15 protein-coding genes and 1 riboswitch are annotated in these 16598 nt (G+C 70.4%); of the genes, 7 read left to right on the top strand and 8 right to left on the bottom strand.

All coding sequences use genetic code 11. The annotated features are described in order from the left end of the window. The first annotated feature begins 376 nt into the window (after nucleotides 1–376). Together NYZ98_RS12830 and NYZ98_RS12825 are read left to right on the top strand one after the other, a co-directional pair. Nucleotides 377–631 carry a hypothetical protein gene (locus NYZ98_RS12830; RefSeq protein WP_262842896.1) on the top strand — a complete coding sequence of 85 codons (255 nt, stop codon included), beginning with the start codon at nucleotides 377–379 and terminating at the stop codon, nucleotides 629–631. A 341-nt stretch (nucleotides 632–972) separates the two neighbouring features. Continuing rightward, nucleotides 973–3192 carry a discoidin domain-containing protein gene (locus NYZ98_RS12825; RefSeq protein ID WP_262842894.1) on the top strand — a complete coding sequence of 740 codons (2220 nt, stop codon included), beginning with the start codon at nucleotides 973–975 and terminating at the stop codon, nucleotides 3190–3192. 76 nt (nucleotides 3193–3268) lie between these two features. On the opposite strand, the gene NYZ98_RS12820 is transcribed toward NYZ98_RS12825, so the two are convergent. The 5 genes from NYZ98_RS12820 to NYZ98_RS12800 all read right to left on the bottom strand — a co-directional run bounded on the left by NYZ98_RS12820 (nucleotide 3269) and on the right by NYZ98_RS12800 (nucleotide 6747). Then, complete coding sequence (locus tag NYZ98_RS12820) at nucleotides 3269–3721, bottom strand: PH domain-containing protein (RefSeq protein ID WP_262842892.1); 453 nt, start codon at nucleotides 3719–3721, stop codon at nucleotides 3269–3271. Between the two features lie 48 nt (nucleotides 3722–3769). Beyond that, nucleotides 3770–4240 carry a 6,7-dimethyl-8-ribityllumazine synthase gene (gene ribH, locus NYZ98_RS12815; protein ID WP_262842890.1) on the bottom strand — a complete coding sequence of 157 codons (471 nt, stop codon included), beginning with the start codon at nucleotides 4238–4240 and terminating at the stop codon, nucleotides 3770–3772. A gap of 67 nt (nucleotides 4241–4307) precedes the next feature. Next, nucleotides 4308–5525 (bottom strand): bifunctional 3,4-dihydroxy-2-butanone-4-phosphate synthase/GTP cyclohydrolase II, encoded by a 1218-nt coding sequence (locus NYZ98_RS12810; RefSeq protein WP_262842888.1) that lies wholly within the window; start codon nucleotides 5523–5525, stop codon nucleotides 4308–4310. Next, a complete protein-coding gene (locus NYZ98_RS12805; protein ID WP_262842886.1) occupies nucleotides 5522–6142 on the bottom strand; it encodes a nicotinamide mononucleotide transporter family protein in 621 nt (206 codons plus the stop codon). Before NYZ98_RS12805 ends, NYZ98_RS12810 begins: the two co-directional genes overlap by 4 nt. Continuing rightward, nucleotides 6139–6747, bottom strand: coding sequence for a riboflavin synthase (locus NYZ98_RS12800; RefSeq protein ID WP_262842884.1), 609 nt, complete (start codon nucleotides 6745–6747; stop codon nucleotides 6139–6141). The genes NYZ98_RS12805 and NYZ98_RS12800 overlap by 4 nt, the downstream gene beginning before the upstream one ends. Before the next feature lie 303 nt (nucleotides 6748–7050). After that, a riboswitch (FMN riboswitch) is annotated at nucleotides 7051–7181 on the bottom strand. Between the two features lie 530 nt (nucleotides 7182–7711). Here NYZ98_RS12800 and NYZ98_RS12795 point away from each other — a divergent pair. The 5 genes from NYZ98_RS12795 (at nucleotide 7712) to NYZ98_RS12775 (ending at nucleotide 13787) form a co-directional block, all read left to right on the top strand. Then, nucleotides 7712–8734: an ABC transporter permease gene (locus NYZ98_RS12795; RefSeq protein WP_262842882.1), complete on the top strand. Its 1023-nt coding sequence runs from the start codon at nucleotides 7712–7714 to the stop codon at nucleotides 8732–8734. Between the two features lie 59 nt (nucleotides 8735–8793). After that, nucleotides 8794–10578 carry an ABC transporter substrate-binding protein gene (locus NYZ98_RS12790; RefSeq protein WP_262842880.1) on the top strand — a complete coding sequence of 595 codons (1785 nt, stop codon included), beginning with the start codon at nucleotides 8794–8796 and terminating at the stop codon, nucleotides 10576–10578. Nucleotides 10579–10664: 86 nt separating this feature from the next. Then, nucleotides 10665–11645: an ABC transporter permease gene (locus tag NYZ98_RS12785; protein ID WP_262842879.1), complete on the top strand. Its 981-nt coding sequence runs from the start codon at nucleotides 10665–10667 to the stop codon at nucleotides 11643–11645. Between the two features lie 40 nt (nucleotides 11646–11685). Continuing rightward, nucleotides 11686–12750 carry an ABC transporter ATP-binding protein gene (locus NYZ98_RS12780; RefSeq protein ID WP_262842878.1) on the top strand — a complete coding sequence of 355 codons (1065 nt, stop codon included), beginning with the start codon at nucleotides 11686–11688 and terminating at the stop codon, nucleotides 12748–12750. Beyond that, on the top strand, nucleotides 12747–13787 hold the full coding sequence (locus NYZ98_RS12775; RefSeq protein ID WP_316249562.1) for an ABC transporter ATP-binding protein: 1041 nt from the start codon (nucleotides 12747–12749) through the stop codon (nucleotides 13785–13787). The genes NYZ98_RS12780 and NYZ98_RS12775 overlap by 4 nt, the downstream gene beginning before the upstream one ends. A gap of 43 nt (nucleotides 13788–13830) precedes the next feature. Here NYZ98_RS12775 and NYZ98_RS12770 read toward each other — a convergent pair whose 3' ends face one another. The 3 genes from NYZ98_RS12770 to NYZ98_RS12760 all read right to left on the bottom strand — a co-directional run bounded on the left by NYZ98_RS12770 (nucleotide 13831) and on the right by NYZ98_RS12760 (nucleotide 16565). Beyond that, nucleotides 13831–14841, bottom strand: a complete 1011-nt coding sequence (locus NYZ98_RS12770) for an NAD-dependent epimerase/dehydratase family protein (protein ID WP_262842876.1) — start codon at nucleotides 14839–14841, stop codon at nucleotides 13831–13833. 219 nt (nucleotides 14842–15060) lie between these two features. Further along, on the bottom strand, nucleotides 15061–15723 hold the full coding sequence (gene rpe / locus NYZ98_RS12765) for a ribulose-phosphate 3-epimerase (RefSeq protein WP_262842875.1): 663 nt from the start codon (nucleotides 15721–15723) through the stop codon (nucleotides 15061–15063). A gap of 11 nt (nucleotides 15724–15734) precedes the next feature. Then, nucleotides 15735–16565: a TetR/AcrR family transcriptional regulator gene (locus NYZ98_RS12760; protein WP_262842873.1), complete on the bottom strand. Its 831-nt coding sequence runs from the start codon at nucleotides 16563–16565 to the stop codon at nucleotides 15735–15737. Nucleotides 16566–16598 lie beyond the last annotated feature (33 nt).

Below are 16598 nucleotides of genomic sequence, written 5' to 3'. Positions count from 1 at the left end.
CTGCACGGCGGCCGGGCCGGTCAAGAACTTCGGGGTGCGGGCCGCCGGGCACGGCGAGGAGATGACGGACGCCCATAAACGCGCGGAACGGTCCGGTCCGTACGCGGGGAACATCTCCCGGTACGCCCGGTTAGGCCTGGTTGGCGGGCGAAAAAACCCGCCGGATCCTCGAAGAAGTTGATTGCGAGTCATCCAGATACCCCTCGGCGTCGAATGACTTCTGAACGTCCTGACGGCGTTCGGTAAAGCGAATTTGACTCAGGTTCCGAGGAAAGGCTCCCGTGACAGTGGCCTGCACGCACGTCGCATCTCCCCCCGCACCGCGCCGCCCCCACCCGAACGGGAAACAGCCGGGCGAAGTCCTCGGGGGCCCGGCATGCGGGCGGTGACCGTGAACCGGCCGACGCTGGCCCAGGTCCAGCAGGCCCACGGCAGGACGTGGGAGATCCTGGACTTCCACGGCGGGTGGGTGGCCTACCGGCGCCACCCCTGGTCCGCCACCGCCGCCCGTTTCGGAGTCTCCAACGTGCTCGGCGCCGACAACCTCGAGGACCTCGCGCGGCAGCTCGACGAGCAGGCCGCGGCCGAGACGCGCCGCAAGAGCCGCTACCCTCCGCCGCCTCCGGGGTGAGCTCAGGCGAGGGGCCGTCCGCCGCTTCCAACGACCCCTCGCCCCGCCTGGTGCGGGAAACGCAACACGATCCGCCGCGAAGGTTCACACGTCCGTAACCCTTGACGTGGGCGAAATCGGGATCTAGCGTCAGCCGCATCGGAGAGCGCTCTCCAGCGAGGGGGCGCCGCCCCTGTCAGGCACCGCGCCATGGTCCTGATCAGGGACGGATGCCCTCCCGGCTCTCCGGGCACCCCTGTCCCACCCCTTGACAGGGGCATTGACGTGGCAATTTGGAGAGCGCTCTCCCATCTGGGTACCGCCAGTCCACCCCCCACCCCAGTGAATCGGAGCGTCAGAACATGAGAGTCAGAGCTGCGGGCGCCGCACTCGTGATGCTCGGCGGAATGCTCGCCGGCACCGCCGTCGCGGCCCCCGCCCGCGCCGCCGCCCCCCTGCCGCAAGGCAAGGCGGCGACGGCCCCCTCCACCGCGAACGCCCTCGCGGCCGCCGCGGTCTGCGACACCGCGAACGCGGCGCTGAACAAGACCGCGACGAGCTCCAGCAACGAGAACGACGGCAACGCGGCCAGGTTCGCCTTCGACGGCAACGCCGGCACCCGCTGGTCGAGCCAGTTCAGCGACCCGCAGTGGGTCCAGGTCGACCTCGGCTCCTCCCAGAGCATCTGCAAGGTCGACCTGTCCTGGGAGGCCGCCTACGGCCGCGACTTCAAGGTCCAGGCGTCCGCCGACGGGTCCGCCTGGAGCGACCTGAAGGCGGTCACCGGCGGCACGGGCGGCACCGTCTCCTACGACGTGTCCGGCTCGGGCAGGTACCTGCGGGTCTACGGCACCGCGCGGGCCACCGGCTACGGCTACTCGCTGTGGGAAATCGGCGTCCACGTCCTGACCGACGGCGGCACCGGCGGCCCGACGCTGCCCGGCGGCGGCGACCTCGGCCCGAACGTGAAGGTCTTCGACCCCTCGATGTCCTCGGCCACGATCCAGTCGCAGATCAACACGATCTTCACCCAGCAGGAGGCCGCGCAGTTCGGCCTCGGCCGCTACGCGCTGATGTTCAAGCCGGGCAGCTACGACGTCAACGTCAACACCGGCTTCTACACCTCGGTGCACGGCCTCGGGCGCAACCCCGACGACGTGACGGTCAAGGGCGTGTCGGTGGACGCGGGCTGGTTCGGCGGCAACGCCACCCAGAACTTCTGGCGCTCCACCGAGAACCTGTCGGTGGCCCCCTACGACGGCACCAACCGGTGGGCCGTCGCCCAGGCGGCGCCGTTCCGCCGCATGCACATCAAGGGCGGGCTGAACCTGGCGCCGTCCGGCTACGGCTGGGCCTCCGGCGGCTACATCGCCGACAGCAAGATCGACGGCACGGTCGGCCCCTACTCGCAGCAGCAGTGGTACACCCGCGACAGCTCGATCGGCGGCTGGCTCAACGGCGTGTGGAACATGACGTTCTCCGGCGTGCAGGGCGCTCCGGCGACGAGCTTCCCGAACCCGGTGTACACCACCCTGGACACCACCCCGATCTCCCGTGAGAAGCCCTACCTGTACCTGGAGGGCTCGGAGTACCGGGTGTTCGTGCCGAGCAAGCGGACCAACTCGCGCGGGACCACCTGGGCGAACGGCCCGACCCCCGGGACGTCGCTGCCGCTCAGCCAGTTCTACGTGGCCAAGCCCGGCGTGACCGCCGCCACCCTCAACCAGGCGATCACCCAGGGCCTGCACATCCTGTTCACCCCCGGCGTCTACCACCTGAGCCAGACGGTGAACGTCACCCGGGCCGACACCATCCTCCTCGGCCTCGGCCTGGCGACGCTGGTGCCCGACAACGGCGTGACCGCCGTCAAGGTCTCCGACGTCGACGGCGTGAAGCTCGCGGGCTTCCTCATCGACGCCGGGACGGTCAACTCGCCCACGCTGCTGGAGATCGGCCAGCAGGGCGCGCACGTGGACCACTCGGCCAACCCGATCACGGTGCAGGACGTGTTCGTGCGGATCGGCGGCCAGTTCGCCGGCAAGGCCACCACCAGCGTCGCCGTGTACTCCGACGACACGATCATCGACCACACCTGGCTGTGGCGCGCCGACCACGGCTCGGGCATCGGCTGGACGGTCAACACCGCCGACTACGGCCTGCGCGTCTACGGCGACGACGTGCTGGCGACGGGCCTGTTCGTCGAGCACTACCAGAAGTACAACGTGCAGTGGTTCGGTGAGCGCGGGCGCACGATCTTCTTCCAGAACGAGCTCCCCTACGACCCGCCGAACCAGGCCGCGTACATGAACGGCTCGGTCAAGGGCTGGGCCGCGTACAAGGTCGAGAACGCGGTGAACACCCACGAGGCCTGGGGGGTCGGCAGCTACTGCAACTTCACCAGTGACCCGGCCATCCAGGCCGAGCACGGCTTCGAGACCCCGGTGAAGGCGGGCGTGAAGTTCCACAGCCTGCTGGTGGTGTCCCTAGGCGGCAAGGGCCGGTACAACCACGTCATCAACGACACCGGCGAGCCGAACTTCAGCACCAACACCGTCCCGTCCAACGTCGTCTCCTACCCCTGACCCCCACGACCCGCTGAGATGAGCACAGGAGGCCCCGGCACGCGCCGGGGCCTCCCGCGCGTGCGGGGCGGGGCGGCTACCGGCGGTCGGGGGCCTCGCCGTACTGGTGGATCAGGGCCCGCAGCTCGGTCACGGCCCTGCGGGAGCGGCCCTTCTCGGTGCCCTGGATGCCCATGGCGCCGACGCTGGACCCGTCCGCCAGGTCGAGCTTGGGCCACGGCTCCCCCTCGGGCAGGGTCACGCCGAGCACCTCGGGCCACTCGTAGCGGTGGACGCGCACGGCGTTCACGACCGTGACCCCCAGCTCGTCGGCCTCGACGCGCAGCCGCCCGAGCAGGTGCAGGATGAAGGCGACCACGCAGCCGAAGACCACCAGCCCGATCTTGTCGGGCAGCTTGAAGGGCGGCGGCAGGAGCAGGGCGAGCACGACCGAGCCCACGAGCATCACCGCGGCGAACCCGTACGCCAGGATCCGGGCCCGGCGCGGGCGCCAGACCACCGGCAGCGGCGGGGGGTCGTTGTCAGGCACGACGGCCCGCCCGGCGGGCGCGGCGGATGGATCGGCGCGGCAATTCCCTCATCCCTTCAGATCACGCAACACCAACGCTGTCTCGATCGCCGCGACCGTGGCCTCGTACCCCTTGTCCTCGTGACTCCCGGGCAGGCCCGACCGGTCGACGGCTTGATCAAGGTTGTCACACGTCAGGACCCCGTTGCCCACCGGAGTCGACTCGTCCAGGGACACCCGGGTCAGTCCGGAGGTGACCGAGTCGCAGACGTACTGGAAGTGCGCCGTCTCCCCCCGGATCACCACGCCGAGGGCCACCACCGCGTCGCAGCGCCGCGCCAGGGCCTGCGCCACCACGGGGATCTCCAGCGAGCCGGCCACCCGCACCGCGACGCTCTCGGCCCCGCACTCCCGCGCGGCCTCCCGCGCCCGGGTCAGCAGCTGGTCGGTGATGTCCTCGTGCCATCGGGCGGCGACGATGCCGACGGTCAGCCCCGCCGCGCCGACGGGGACGGCCTCGGGCCGCCCGGTGCCGCTCACCGGCCCGCCCCGCCGCCCGCCGCGCGCGGGCCCTTCCCGGCGTTCCGGCCGCGCGCCGCGCGCTCGCTCATCGGACTCCTTCGATCTGGTGGCCGAGGCGGTCGCGCTTGGCCGTGAGGTACCTGATGTTGTACTCGTTCGCCGCCACCGGCATGGGCGCGCGGCCGAGCACCTTGATGCCGTAGCCGTCCAGGCCGCGCAGCTTGGCGGGGTTGTTGGTCAGCACCCGCACGGACTTGACCCCGAGGTCGGCCAGCATCTGGCCGGCGTTGGAGAACTCGCGGGCGTCGACCGGCAGGCCGAGCTCCAGGTTGGCGTCCACGGTGTCGCTGCCGCCGTCCTGGAGACTGTAGGCCCGCAGCTTGGCCAGCAGCCCGATGCCACGCCCCTCGTGCCCGCGCAGGTAGACGATGACCCCCCGGCCCTCGGCGGCGACGGTGCGCATGGCGTGGTCGAGCTGCACCCCGCAGTCGCACCGCAGCGAGCCGAGCACGTCGCCGGTCAGGCACTCGGAGTGCGCGCGGACCAGGACGTCCTCGCCGTCGCCGATGTCCCCGTAGACCAGGGCGAGGTGCTCGCCGCCGTCGATGCCGCTGGCGAAGCCGTACGCGCGCCACAGGCCGTACCGGTTGGGGATCTCGGTGACGGCGACGCGGGTGACCACCCGCTCGGTGCGGCGGCGGTACTCCCCGAGCTGCTCGATGGAGACCAGCGCCAGGTCGTGCTCGTCGGCGAACCGGCGCAGCTCGGGCAGCCGCGCCATGGTGCCGTCGTCGTTGACGATCTCGGCGAGCACGCCGGCGGGGGTGAGCCCGGCCAGGCGCGCGAGGTCGACCGCCGCCTCGGTGTGGCCGCGGCGGGCCAGGACCCCGCCCTCGTGGTAGCGCAGCGGGAAGATGTGGCCGGGGCGCACCAGCTCGAAGGGCTCGGTGGCCGAGTCGGCCAGGGTGCGGATGGTCCTGGCGCGGTCGGCCGCCGAGATGCCGGTGCTCACCCCGTCGCGGGCGTCCACGCTGATCGTGTAGGCGGTGCGCAGCCGCTCACGGTTCTGGTGGACCATCAGCGGCAGGCCGAGGCGGTCGAGGTGCTCGCCGAGCATGGGCACGCAGATGACCCCGCTGGTGTAGCGGATCGTGAAGGCCAGCAGCTCGGGGGTGGCCTTGGAGGCGGCGAAGATGATGTCGCCCTCGTTCTCGCGGTTCTCGTCGTCGACGACGATGACCGCCCTGCCCTCGCGGATGTCGCCGATCGCGCGCTCGATCGGGTCGAGCGTGGTGTCGCTCATGTCGTGACTACCTCCAGCCGGCGGCCGTACTGCCGCCGCCATTCGCGGAACCCGAGCAGGACCATGACGAAGAAGATGCCGTACACCACTCCGGACACCACCAGCCCGGACTGGAACGCCAGGGGGACGCCGACCAGGTCGACCGCCACCCAGATCCACCAGAAGTCGATGAGCGCCCGGCCCTGGGCGTAGGTGGCGATGGCGCTGCCGACGAAGATGTAGGCGTCCGGCAGCGGCGCCCAGGACCAGCCGGTGACCGAGAAGAACCAGGCGACCGCGGCGGTGGCCGCCACCATGACGGCGACCAGGGTGAGGCGCTCGGCGGCGCTGCCGGGGCGCACGGGCAGGGTGCCGCCGTCCTTGGTGCCGCGCGTCCAGCGGACCCAGCCGTAGACGGCGAGCACGCCGAACATCACCTGCTTGAGCGCGCTGCCGGTGAGGTGCGCCTGGACCGAGGCGGCGAACAGCAGGACCGAACCGGCGAGCTGCACCGGCCAGGTCCAGATGGTGCGCCGTATCGCCAGCCACACGGTCGTCAGGGCCAGGATGTTGCCGGCCAGGTCGGTGTAGAGCACGTGCTGGCCGGACAGGTCGAAACCCGCTTGGGTCCAGTTCATCGGGCGGCGCTCCCGGTGTGCGCGCCGACGAGCTTCTCGACGTACTTCGCGATCACGTCGACCTCGAGGTTCACCGGGTCGCCCGGCCGCTTGAGGCCGAGGGTGGTGAGCCGCAGAGTGGTCGGGATGAGGCTGACCGCGAACCGGTCCTCCTCGACGCTCATCACGGTGAGGCTGACGCCGTCGACGGCGATCGACCCCTTCTCCACCACGTAGCGCCCGAGGCCGGGCGGCAGGGAGATGCGCACGACCTCCCAGTGCTCGGCGGGCTCGCGGGCGAGGATCTCGCCGGTGCCGTCGACGTGGCCCTGCACGATGTGGCCGCCGAGGCGCTGGTCGGCGCGGACGGCACGCTCCAGGTTGACCCGCGTGCCCGGCGTGAGGGCGCCGAGGGAGCTGCGGTCGAGGGTCTCCTTCATCACGTCGGCGGTGAAGGTCTCGCCTTCGGCGTCCACGACGGTCAGGCAGACCCCGTTGACCGCGATCGACTCGCCGTGGCGGGCGCCGGGGGCGACGGTGGCGCCCCGGATGGAGAAGCGCGCCGCGTCGGGCAGCGCCTCCACCCCGGCGAGCTCGCCGAGCTCCTCAACGATTCCAGTGAACATGAACGCTCCTTACGCGGTGGGGCCGGGCGAGGAGCCGGGGCCGTGGCCGATCGGTTCCCGCGTGAGGAACCAACCCGCGTGGACCCGCGCGTCTTCCGCGAAAGGGCGGGGACGAACCCGGGGCGGTGCCGGGCAGGGTGCGGAACGGCGCGGCGCGTGCGCCCGCGCGGCACGTGGTCGTCTCCGGTCGGCCCATCCGGCCCCTCCTACTCGCCAGTAGCAATTACTGCCACGGCGGGCCCCGGGGTGATCGGGCGCGGTCGACGCACCACGTAGACGCCCGGCGACAGGGTCGCCGGACGCATGCGCGCTTCCTCCCATCCGGACTCTCACCGTCGGTCCCGGAATCCCACCGGGTCAACCGGCCGATGGACTCGGCCGGGTCGCGGACTGTCACCGCCGGTTCGGAATTTCACCGACCCCGGAGCACGCTGCTCTGCCTATCAGTGTGCCATGCACGGCAAAGCGGGCGTAACCCTCGGGGCCCCCACTTTAAGCAAGCGCTTGCTAGGTAGGGGTCACCCCTGTCTTCCAGGCGGCCGAGCAGCAGGCGTCTGGCGCGCCGCGCGCCGGGGCCGTAACGGAGGCCGGCCGGGATCACCTGGACGCCGCGGCGCGGGGCGACCGTGTACGGAGGTCGTCACCTCACGGGGGCGGGCGGCGCATCCTCCTCGCGCACGCGCGATCCCATTTGGGCGATCGGCGTATAATCGGGGGATTCCGTCATGGGCACGTCATGCTTGTGTCACAGAATCGTGACAATGCAAATTGCGCGCAATCGATAGTCTGACCTACGCTATCGCCGCAGGTCAATGGGTCCAGGGACACAACCTGATTGACTTTGCGCAACGAACGTCGAAATCGTGTAAAGGATGAGTCGCGGACATTGACCCACGGGTAATAAATTGCCAAGGTTCCCTCAAGTCACGATTTACTGCGATCGATCTCTGGTGGCACCCGCACAATGACTCTCCCCTCACAGGCCACGACCCCCGAGGCCGGTTCCGGGCCCTCGCCGGCCGCGGTGGCAGGCGCGGGCGGCTCTCCCATGGTCGGCCGCTCGCCCGCCCAGCTCATGTGGCGGCGCTTCCGCCGCGACCGCACGGGAGTGACGTCCGCCTTCATCGTGGCGTTCTACTTCCTGGTCGCCATCCTCGCGCCGGTGATCTCGATGGTGTACGGCAAGGATCCGTACACCACCTACGGCCAGAACCAGCCGGGCCTGCTCAACGACTACGGCTACCCGATCCTGCCCAACGGCGGCGTCAGCGGCGACTTCTGGTTCGGCCTGGAGCCGGGCCTCGGCCGCGACGTGTTCATGCAGCTCGTGTACGGCATCCGCACCTCGCTGTCCATCGCCATCGTGGTCACGATCATCACGACGGTCATCGGCGTGGTGATGGGCATCTGGTCGGGCTACGTGGGCGGCAAGACCGACTACGTCATCGGCCGGATCATCGACACGCTGCTCGCCTTCCCCTCCCAGCTCTTCCTCATCGTGTTCCTGCCGGTCGTCGAGGCGGCGGTCGTGTCACCCGAGGAGGAGACGCCGGTCTGGCTCCGCTACGTCTCCATCTGCGTGGTGCTCACCGTCCTCGGCTGGGCCACCATCTCCCGGCTGCTGCGCGCCCAGGTGCTGTCCCTGCGTGAGCGCGAGTTCATCGAGGCGGCCAAGGTCACCGGGGCCTCGCCGTTCCGCATCATCTTCAAGGAACTGCTGCCCAACCTGTGGACGCCGATCATCATCCAGTCCACCCTCGCGCTGCCGCTGTACGTCGGCGCCGAGGCCGGGCTCGGATTCCTCGGCGTCGGCATGACCGAGCCGACCCCTGACTGGGGGCGCATGTTCCTGGTCGGCTCCAACGTCTATCACCAGGACATCACCTATCTGATCTTCCCCGGCGTGTCCATGGTGATCTTCGTCGTCGCCTTCAACCTGCTCGGAGACTCCCTGCGGGACGCCTTCGACCCCAAGACCCGGCGCTGAGCCGTCCACCCGCTGACCTGCCGACCAGGAACAGCCAGCACATGATCAGAAAGGTCGATATGACATTCGCACGCAGCAGGGCGACCGCGGCAGCGGTGGTCCTGACGGTCGGGGCCCTCACGCTGGCCGGTTGCGCCAAGGGCGGCGGCGGCGGCCCCACGGCGGCGGGCGGGGCCAGCACTCCGGCCAAGCCGCTGGAGAACAAGGCCGTCGGCAGCATCACCGTCGGCACCCCCGCGGACTCCACGGGCCCGGCCACCCCCGCCGAGGGCGGCAAGCCGGGCGGCACGGTCAACATGATCGACCGTGACGACTTCTCCCACCTGGACCCGGCCCGTGTCTACCTGAACTACAACGCCACCGCGTCCAAGCTGTTCACCCGCCAGCTCACCGGCTACCGCACCGGCGCCGACGGCATCAAGCTGGTCGGCGACCTCGCCACCGACACCGGCACCACGACCGACGGCGGCAAGACGTGGAAGTTCACGCTCAAGGACGGCCTGAAGTGGCAGGACGGCACGCCGATCACCTCGGCTGACATCAAGTACAGCTTCGAGCGCCTCTACGCGCCGTTCATCACCGAGGGCCCGACCTACATCCAGCAGTGGCTGGTCAAGGGCGACTACCGCAAGGCCTACGAGGGCCCGTACAAGGGCAAGTCGCTGGACGCCATCGCGACCCCGGACGACAAGACGATCGAGTTCACCCTGCAAGCCGCGCACCCTGACTTCAACTTCACCGTCGCCATGACCGGCTACGGAGCGGTGCCGAAGGCGCAGGACACCAAGGAGAAGTACGACAAGAAGCCCTTCTCCTCGGGCCCGTACCAGATCGAGAGCCACGTGACCGACAAGTCGCTGGACCTGGTGCGCAACCCCAACTGGGACCCGAAGACCGACCCGATCCGCAACGCCTACCCCGACAAGTGGCACATGGAGTTCGGCGTCCAGTCGCAGAACTCCACCGAGCGCTTCCTGGCGGACTCCGGCGCGGACAAGACCGCGATGACCTTCCACAACGCCATCGCGCCCGAGCGGGTCCAGGAGGTGCTGGGCAACGCCGAGGCCATGAAGCGGTCGATCCAGGGCCTGACGCCGTTCACCACCTTCTACAACATCAACACCAAGCGGATCACCAACCAGAAGGTCCGCGAGGCGATCATCAAGGCGTGGCCGTCCAAGCAGCTCCAGCTCATCCAGGGCGGCGAGGTCAACACCGGCAAGATCGCCACCACGGTGATGAGCCCGACGGTGCTCGGCTACGAGTCCTTCGACCTGTACGGCATGCTGACCAAGCCGACCGGCGACCCCGAGGCGGCCAAGGCGCTGCTCGCCGAGGCCGGCGAGCCGAACCCGACCGTCGTCTACGCCTACAACCAGACGCCGACCCAGGAGAAGCTCACGGTCGCGATCAAGGACGCGCTGACCAAGGCCGGCTTCAAGGTCGTCGCCAAGCCGCTCAACCCGGCGACGTTCTACGACGCCATCGGCCCGGTGGAGAACAAGTTCGACATCTACTGGGGCGGCTGGGCCGCTGACTGGCCCACCGGCTCGACGGCCATCCAGCCGCTGTTCGACGGCCGGCTGATCGCGGACAACGCGTCCAACTACAGCCACCTCAACGTCCCGGACATCAACTCCGGGATCGACGCCGCGAACGCCATCCCCGACGCCGCCGAGGCCGGCAAGGCCTGGGCCGCGCTCGACAAGAAGATCATGGAGCAGGCGGCGATCGTGCCCGAGTTCTACCAGACCTACTTCGGTCTGTACGGCTCCGGGCTCGGCGGCGTGGAGTTCAGCGCCATCGACGGCGAGCAGTCGCCGACCAACGTCTACATCAAGTAGTCACCGACGCCGCCGCCCGGGCTCCGGCCCGGGCGGCGGCCACCGGCACCAGATCGTCCGCCCAGCAGGAGAAGAAGTCCGAGGCCATGTTCCGGTTTTTCGTCCGTCGAGTCATCGGCGCCGCCGTGATCCTGCTGATCATCAGTGCCGTCACGTTCTTCCTGTTCTACGCGATCCCCCGTGACCCCGCCCGGGCCTTCTGCGGGAAGATCTGCCCGCCGCAGAACCTCATCCTCATCCGGCACAACCTCGGCATGGACGAGCCGCTGTTCGTGCAGTACTGGCACTGGCTGGTCGGCATCTTCACCGGGCGCGACCTGGTCCAGTTCGGCCAGTGCGACGCCCCGTGCCTCGGGTACTCCTTCGCCACCCAGGAGTCGGTCTTCTCGGCCATCATCGACCGGTTCCCGGTCACCATCTCGGTGACCATGGGCGCGGCGGTGGTGTTCCTGAGCTTCGGCATCATCACCGGCATGATCGCGGCCTGGCAGCAGGGCAGGCCGCTCGACAAGATCGCGAGCACGACCTCGGTGATCGGCGCGTCGCTGCAGATCTACTTCGTCGGGCCGATCGTGGTCTTCTTCGTCGTGGACAGCATGGGCCTGCTCCCCCGGCCCTCCTACATCCCCTTCACCGAGGATCCGCTCGGGTGGTTCGTCCACCTGCTGATCCCGTGGGTGGTGCTGTCCATCATCTTCACCGCGAACTACACCCGCATGACCCGCTCGGTCATGGTGGAACAGCTCGCCGAGGACTACGTCCGCACGGCCCGCGCCAAGGGCATGTCCAGCCGCACGGTCTTCCTGCGGTTCGCCTGGCGGGGGGCGATGATCCCGATCGTCACCATCTTCGGCGTGGACCTCGCCACCCTGTTCGGCGGCGCCATCATCACCGAGCAGACGTTCACCTTGCACGGCATCGGCGAGCTGGCGGTGCGGGCGGTGCAGAACACCGACCTGCCGATGCTCCTCGGTGTCACCCTGGTCGGGGCCTTCTCGATCGTCGTGCTGAACATCGTGGTGGACGTCCTGTACGCCTTCATCGACCCGCGCGTCAGGCTGGCGTGAGGGGCATGCGCGCACACCGTACGACCTCAAGGAGCAGCGAGTGACCACCGTGACCTGGGACCGCGAGCCGGCGACACCGCGTGGTCCCGGGCCGTTCCTGTCGGTCCGTGACCTGTCGGTCCAGTTCAGCACCGAGGACGGCATCGTCCACGCGGTGGACCGCCTCTCGTTCGACCTGGAGAAGGGCACCACCCTCGGGATCGTCGGCGAGTCCGGGTCCGGCAAGTCGGTGTCCAACCTGTCGATCCTCGGCCTGCACGACAAGGCGCACACCAAGATCGGCGGGGAGATCTGGCTGGAGGACCAGGAGCTGGTCTCGGCGAGCCGGAGCACCCTGGAGCGCCTCCGGGGCAACCGGGTCGCGATGATCTTCCAGGACCCGCTGACCTCGCTGTCCCCCTACCACACGGTCGGCCGGCAGATCTCGGAGGTCTTCCGCAAGCACAAGGGCGCGAGCAAGGCCGAGTCCCGCGCGCGGGCCATCGAGATGCTCGACCGGGTCGGCATCCCGCAGGCCAAGACCCGGCTGGAGGACTACCCCCACCAGTTCTCCGGCGGCATGCGCCAGCGCGTGATGATCGCCATGGCCCTGGTCTGCGACCCCGACCTGCTGATCGCCGACGAGCCGACGACCGCGCTGGACGTCACCGTCCAGGCGCAGATCCTCGACCTGCTCAAGGACCTCCAGCAGGACTTCGGCACGTCCATCATCCTGATCACCCACGACCTCGGCGTGGTCGCCAAGACCGTGCACAACGTGCTGGTGATGTACGCGGGGCGCGCCATCGAGCAGGGCACCGTCCAGCAGGTCCTGCGCGAGCCGCACCACCCCTACACCTGGGGCCTGCTCGCTTCGATGCCGAAGCTGAACTCCAACGTGGACCTGCCGCTGCTGCCCGTGCGCGGCACGCCGCCCAGCCTGCTCAACCCCCCGTCCGGCTGCCCGTTCCACCCCCGGTGCGACTACCGCGACCTGGTGGGCCCGGACCTGTGCTCGACCGAGCGGCCCGAGCTGTCCCCCGCCGACGGGCACCGGGACGCCTGCTACCTGACGCTCGCGCAGAAGCGGGAAATCTTCAACGGCAAGATCAAGGAACGCCTGTGACCGAGAGCCTGCTGGAGCTGTCCGGCCTGACCAAGTACTTCCCCGTCATGGGCGGGCTGGTCTTCAAGCGCCAGGTCGGGCGCGTGCACGCCGTGGACGGCGTCGACCTGACCGTCGGCGCGGGCGAGGCACTCGGCCTCGTGGGCGAGTCCGGGTGCGGCAAGTCCACCACCGGCCGCCTGGTCGCCCGGCTGCTGGAACCCAGCGGCGGCACGATCCGGTACAACGGCCAGGACATCAGCCACGCGAGCCGGCGCGAGCTCAAGCCGATCAGGTCCGAGATCCAGATGATCTTCCAGGACCCGTACTCGTCGCTGAACCCCCGGCACACCGTGGGCACGATCATCAGCGGCCCGATGGAGGTCAACGGGATCCAGCCCCCCGGCGGGCGGCAGAAGCGCGTCCGTGAACTGCTGGAGACCGTCGGGCTCAACCCCGAGCACTACAACCGGTTCCCCCACGAGTTCTCCGGCGGCCAGCGGCAGCGCATCGGCGTCGCGCGGGCGCTCGCCCTGGAGCCCAAGCTCATCGTGGCCGACGAGCCGGTGTCCGCGCTCGACGTGTCCATCCAGGCCCAGGTGGTCAACCTCCTGCAGCAGCTCCAGCGGGACCTCGGGATCGCGTTCCTGTTCATCGCGCACGACCTCGCGGTGGTGCGCCACGTCTCCCAGCGGGTCGCCGTCATGTACCTCGGCAAGATCGTCGAGGTGGGCGACCGGCAGTCGATCTACGAGCGGCCGCGCCACCCGTACACCCACGCGCTGCTGTCGGCCGTGCCCGAGGTGGAGCTGCCCGAGGACGGGGTGGGGACCGAGCGCATCCGGCTGGCCGGGGACGTGCCCTCGCCGATCGACCCGCCGTCCGGCTGCCGGTTCCGCACGCGGTGCTGGAAGGCCCAGGACAAGTGCGCGGCCGAGGAGCCGCCGCTGATCCAGATCACCGGCAACCACGAGGGCCACCTCACCGCCTGCCACTTCCCCGAGGAGCCCACCGTCCACGGCGACCAGGAGATCGTCCTGGACCCGGCCCTCGCCTGACCGCCCGCCCCCTCCTGGACCGGCGGCCTGGGCCGGCCCCCGATCACGCCTGCGGATCCGGGGGCGTGACCCCCAGTGCCCTGAGCAGTTCGCGCTCGCGCCCGGCGCTGAGGCCGGCACGCCTCTCGCGGTCCAGGCCTTGTTCGCGTTCCCATGCCAGCGTGTCGGCGAGCAGCTCGGCTCGCGGGCGGTGACTCAGGCCCGCGGCCACCGCCGCCGCGCCGGAGCGCGTCGTGAAGCCCTCCCAGCCCGGCTCGACCAGCCACATCGCCAGCGACTCCGGCCCCATGAACTCGTTCACGCCCTGCTCAAGCAGCCAGGCGGCATCGGCGCCGACGACCGGCCCCTCGTGCCCGCCGATCGTGCGGGAGAGCTCGACCCACTCCGTGAACGGGACGACCGGCCCGACGACGTCGTAGGTCCCGGTGGTGCCCTTCTCGGCGGCGTCGAGCGTCCAGGCGACGAGGTCGCGGACGTCGACGGCCTGCGTCGCGGCGCCCGGCGAGTCGGGGACCAGCATCGGCCCGAGCGGGTCGCGCGCCGACCTGGCGACCCAGTATCCGGTACGGCCGCTGTGGTCGCCGGGGCCGCCGATGAGACCGGCGCGGGCGATCAGCAGGCGGTCGCCGAGCGCGTCCGCCGAAGCCTGCTCGCACGCGGACTTCGCCTCGCCGTACTCCTCGCGGCCGGCCTCGCTCGAGGCGATCGGCCCGAGGATCTCGGCGGACTCGTCCGCCCCCTGCGTGGCGTGCGAGGCGTAGACGCTGACCGAGGAGACGTAGGTCCAGTGCGCCGTACGGTCCGCCAGCGCCGCGAGGGCGCCGCGCACGAACCCCGGCTGCCAGGAGACCTCGACGACCGCGTCCCACTCACGGTCGAGCAACGGCGCGTACGCCGTGGGGTCGCTGCGGTCGGCGGCGACCAGGACGGCGCCGTCGGCGACCTCCCCGCTCTCACCCCGGGCCAGACACGTCACCCGGTGTCCCCGGGCCAGCGCCTGCCTCGCCACTTCCCGGCCGGCCCACGCCGTGCCGCCCAGCACCAAGATCTCCATCCGGCCACTGAACCACCACGCCGCTCGCCCGCTCAATCCCTTTCACCGTCAGCTCAACCCCGTTCACCATCAGCGCAAACGCGCCTGATCCGGATGAGCGGCGTGCGGCCCGAACGGCGAAGGCCGCCCGACGTCGGACGCCGGGGCTTGCCGCCCGCAAGGCGAGCACGCCCGCATCCGGGCGCTGACCCGCTCGCCCCGGCCCCTCCCGGGGACCGCTCAGGAGGCGTTCTCGGCCTGGGCGCGGAGGGCACGCACGGCCTGCGCCGGGTCCTGCGACCCGTACACCGCGTTGCCGGCCACGAACACGTCGGCGCCCGCCTCGGCGCAGCGCTCGATGGTCGTGGCCGACACGCCACCGTCCACCTGGAGCCAGATCTCGCCGCCGTGCTTGCCGATCAGCTCGCGTGCCTGGCGGATCTTCGGGAGCATGATGTCCAGGAACGGCTGCCCGCCGAAACCCGGTTCGACGGTCATCACCAGCAGCATGTCGATCTCGCCGAGCAGGCCCTCGTAGTCCTGGACGGCCGTGCCGGGGTTGAGCGCGAACCCGGCCCTGGCCCCGGCGGACCTGATCTGCCGCAGGGTGCGCACGGGGGCCTTGGCGGCCTCGGCGTGGATCGTCACACTGCCCGCCCCCGCCTCGGCGTACGCGGGGGCGAACCGGTCGGGGTCCTCGATCATCAGGTGGCAGTCGAGCGGCAGGCCCGTCGCCTTGAGCAGCGACTCGACCACCGGGAGGCCGATCGTCAGGTTCGGCACGAAATGGTTGTCCATCACGTCGACGTGCAGCCAGTCGGCCACGTCCGCGACCTTGGCGGCCACGTCGGCCAGCCGCGCGAAGTCGGCGGTGAGGATGCTGGGTGAGATCTGTACGGCCATGAGCCCGCAGTCTAGAACCTCCCGCCCTGGTCGGCATCGGCCTCTGTCCGCACGCCGAGCGCGCCCTCGACCGAGCCGTCCTCGGTCGAGCCGTCCTCGGCTGAGCGCCACTCCGAGGGGTCTCGGGCTGAACGGTCCTCGGAGGGGCCTCGGACTGGGCGCCCCTCCGAGGGGCCTCGGGCCGAGCGGTCCTCCGAGGGGACTTGGGCCGAGCGGTCCTCCGGCCGGGGTCCGAGGGTGTGCCGCAGGCCCTGGCCGACGATCCGTACGGCGCGGCGCGTCGCGGCCCGCACCTGGTCACCAGGCTCGCCGTTCCGCAGCGCGGCCATCGCCGCCGCGGTCCCGGCCCGTACGACCGCGCCGACGACGGCGACGGCGGTGATCGGGTCCAGCTCGCCGGGAAAGGCGGCCCGCAGCGCCTCGGCGATGCGCGCCTCGGCCAGCGACAGCCGGTACAGGGCCCGCGCCTGCAGGGCCGGAACCGTCAGGAGCAGCCGCAGCTCGACCGGTTCCAGGGCCCCGGCCAGGTCGTCGCCCCAGGCGTGCCCGGCCACCTCCTCGGCCGCGCGCACCAGGACGTCGACCATCGCCTCCTCGGGCCGGCGCCCGGCGATGCCCCGCAGCACCCCCTCCACCCGTTCCTCCATGCCGAGGAAGAGCACGTCCTCCTTGGCCGGGAAGTAGCTGAAGAAGGTCCGCCGGGAGATGTCGGCGGCGGCGGCGATCTGGTCGAGGGTGGTCTCCTCGTACCCCTGCTCGTCGAAGAGCCGCAGGGCCGCCTCGACCAGCGCCCGTTTCGTGCGCTGCTTCTTGCGCTCCCGGAACCCCGGCTCGTCCACCATGCGCGTCATCCTACTGCACCGCAGGCATATCAG

It is taken from the genome of Sphaerisporangium corydalis (assembly GCF_025506355.1).
GTDB classification, from domain to species: domain Bacteria; phylum Actinomycetota; class Actinomycetes; order Streptosporangiales; family Streptosporangiaceae; genus Sphaerisporangium; species Sphaerisporangium corydalis.
Note: the sequence above shows the minus strand (reverse complement) of the source record. Positions and strands in the feature narration are given on the sequence as shown.

Coding starts and splice junctions, on each gene's coding strand:
- NYZ98_RS12830 (WP_262842896.1), top strand. CDS start 377: ATGCGGGCGGTGACCGTGAACCGGCCGACGCTGGCCCAGGTCCAGCAG.
- NYZ98_RS12825 (WP_262842894.1), top strand. CDS start 973: ATGAGAGTCAGAGCTGCGGGCGCCGCACTCGTGATGCTCGGCGGAATG.
- NYZ98_RS12810 (WP_262842888.1), bottom strand. CDS start 5,525: ATGAGCGACACCACGCTCGACCCGATCGAGCGCGCGATCGGCGACATC.
- NYZ98_RS12805 (WP_262842886.1), bottom strand. CDS start 6,142: ATGAACTGGACCCAAGCGGGTTTCGACCTGTCCGGCCAGCACGTGCTC.
- NYZ98_RS12800 (WP_262842884.1), bottom strand. CDS start 6,747: ATGTTCACTGGAATCGTTGAGGAGCTCGGCGAGCTCGCCGGGGTGGAG.
- NYZ98_RS12795 (WP_262842882.1), top strand. CDS start 7,712: ATGACTCTCCCCTCACAGGCCACGACCCCCGAGGCCGGTTCCGGGCCC.
- NYZ98_RS12790 (WP_262842880.1), top strand. CDS start 8,794: ATGACATTCGCACGCAGCAGGGCGACCGCGGCAGCGGTGGTCCTGACG.
- NYZ98_RS12785 (WP_262842879.1), top strand. CDS start 10,665: ATGTTCCGGTTTTTCGTCCGTCGAGTCATCGGCGCCGCCGTGATCCTG.
- NYZ98_RS12770 (WP_262842876.1), bottom strand. CDS start 14,841: ATGGAGATCTTGGTGCTGGGCGGCACGGCGTGGGCCGGCCGGGAAGTG.
- rpe (WP_262842875.1), bottom strand. CDS start 15,723: ATGGCCGTACAGATCTCACCCAGCATCCTCACCGCCGACTTCGCGCGG.
- NYZ98_RS12760 (WP_262842873.1), bottom strand. CDS start 16,565: ATGGTGGACGAGCCGGGGTTCCGGGAGCGCAAGAAGCAGCGCACGAAA.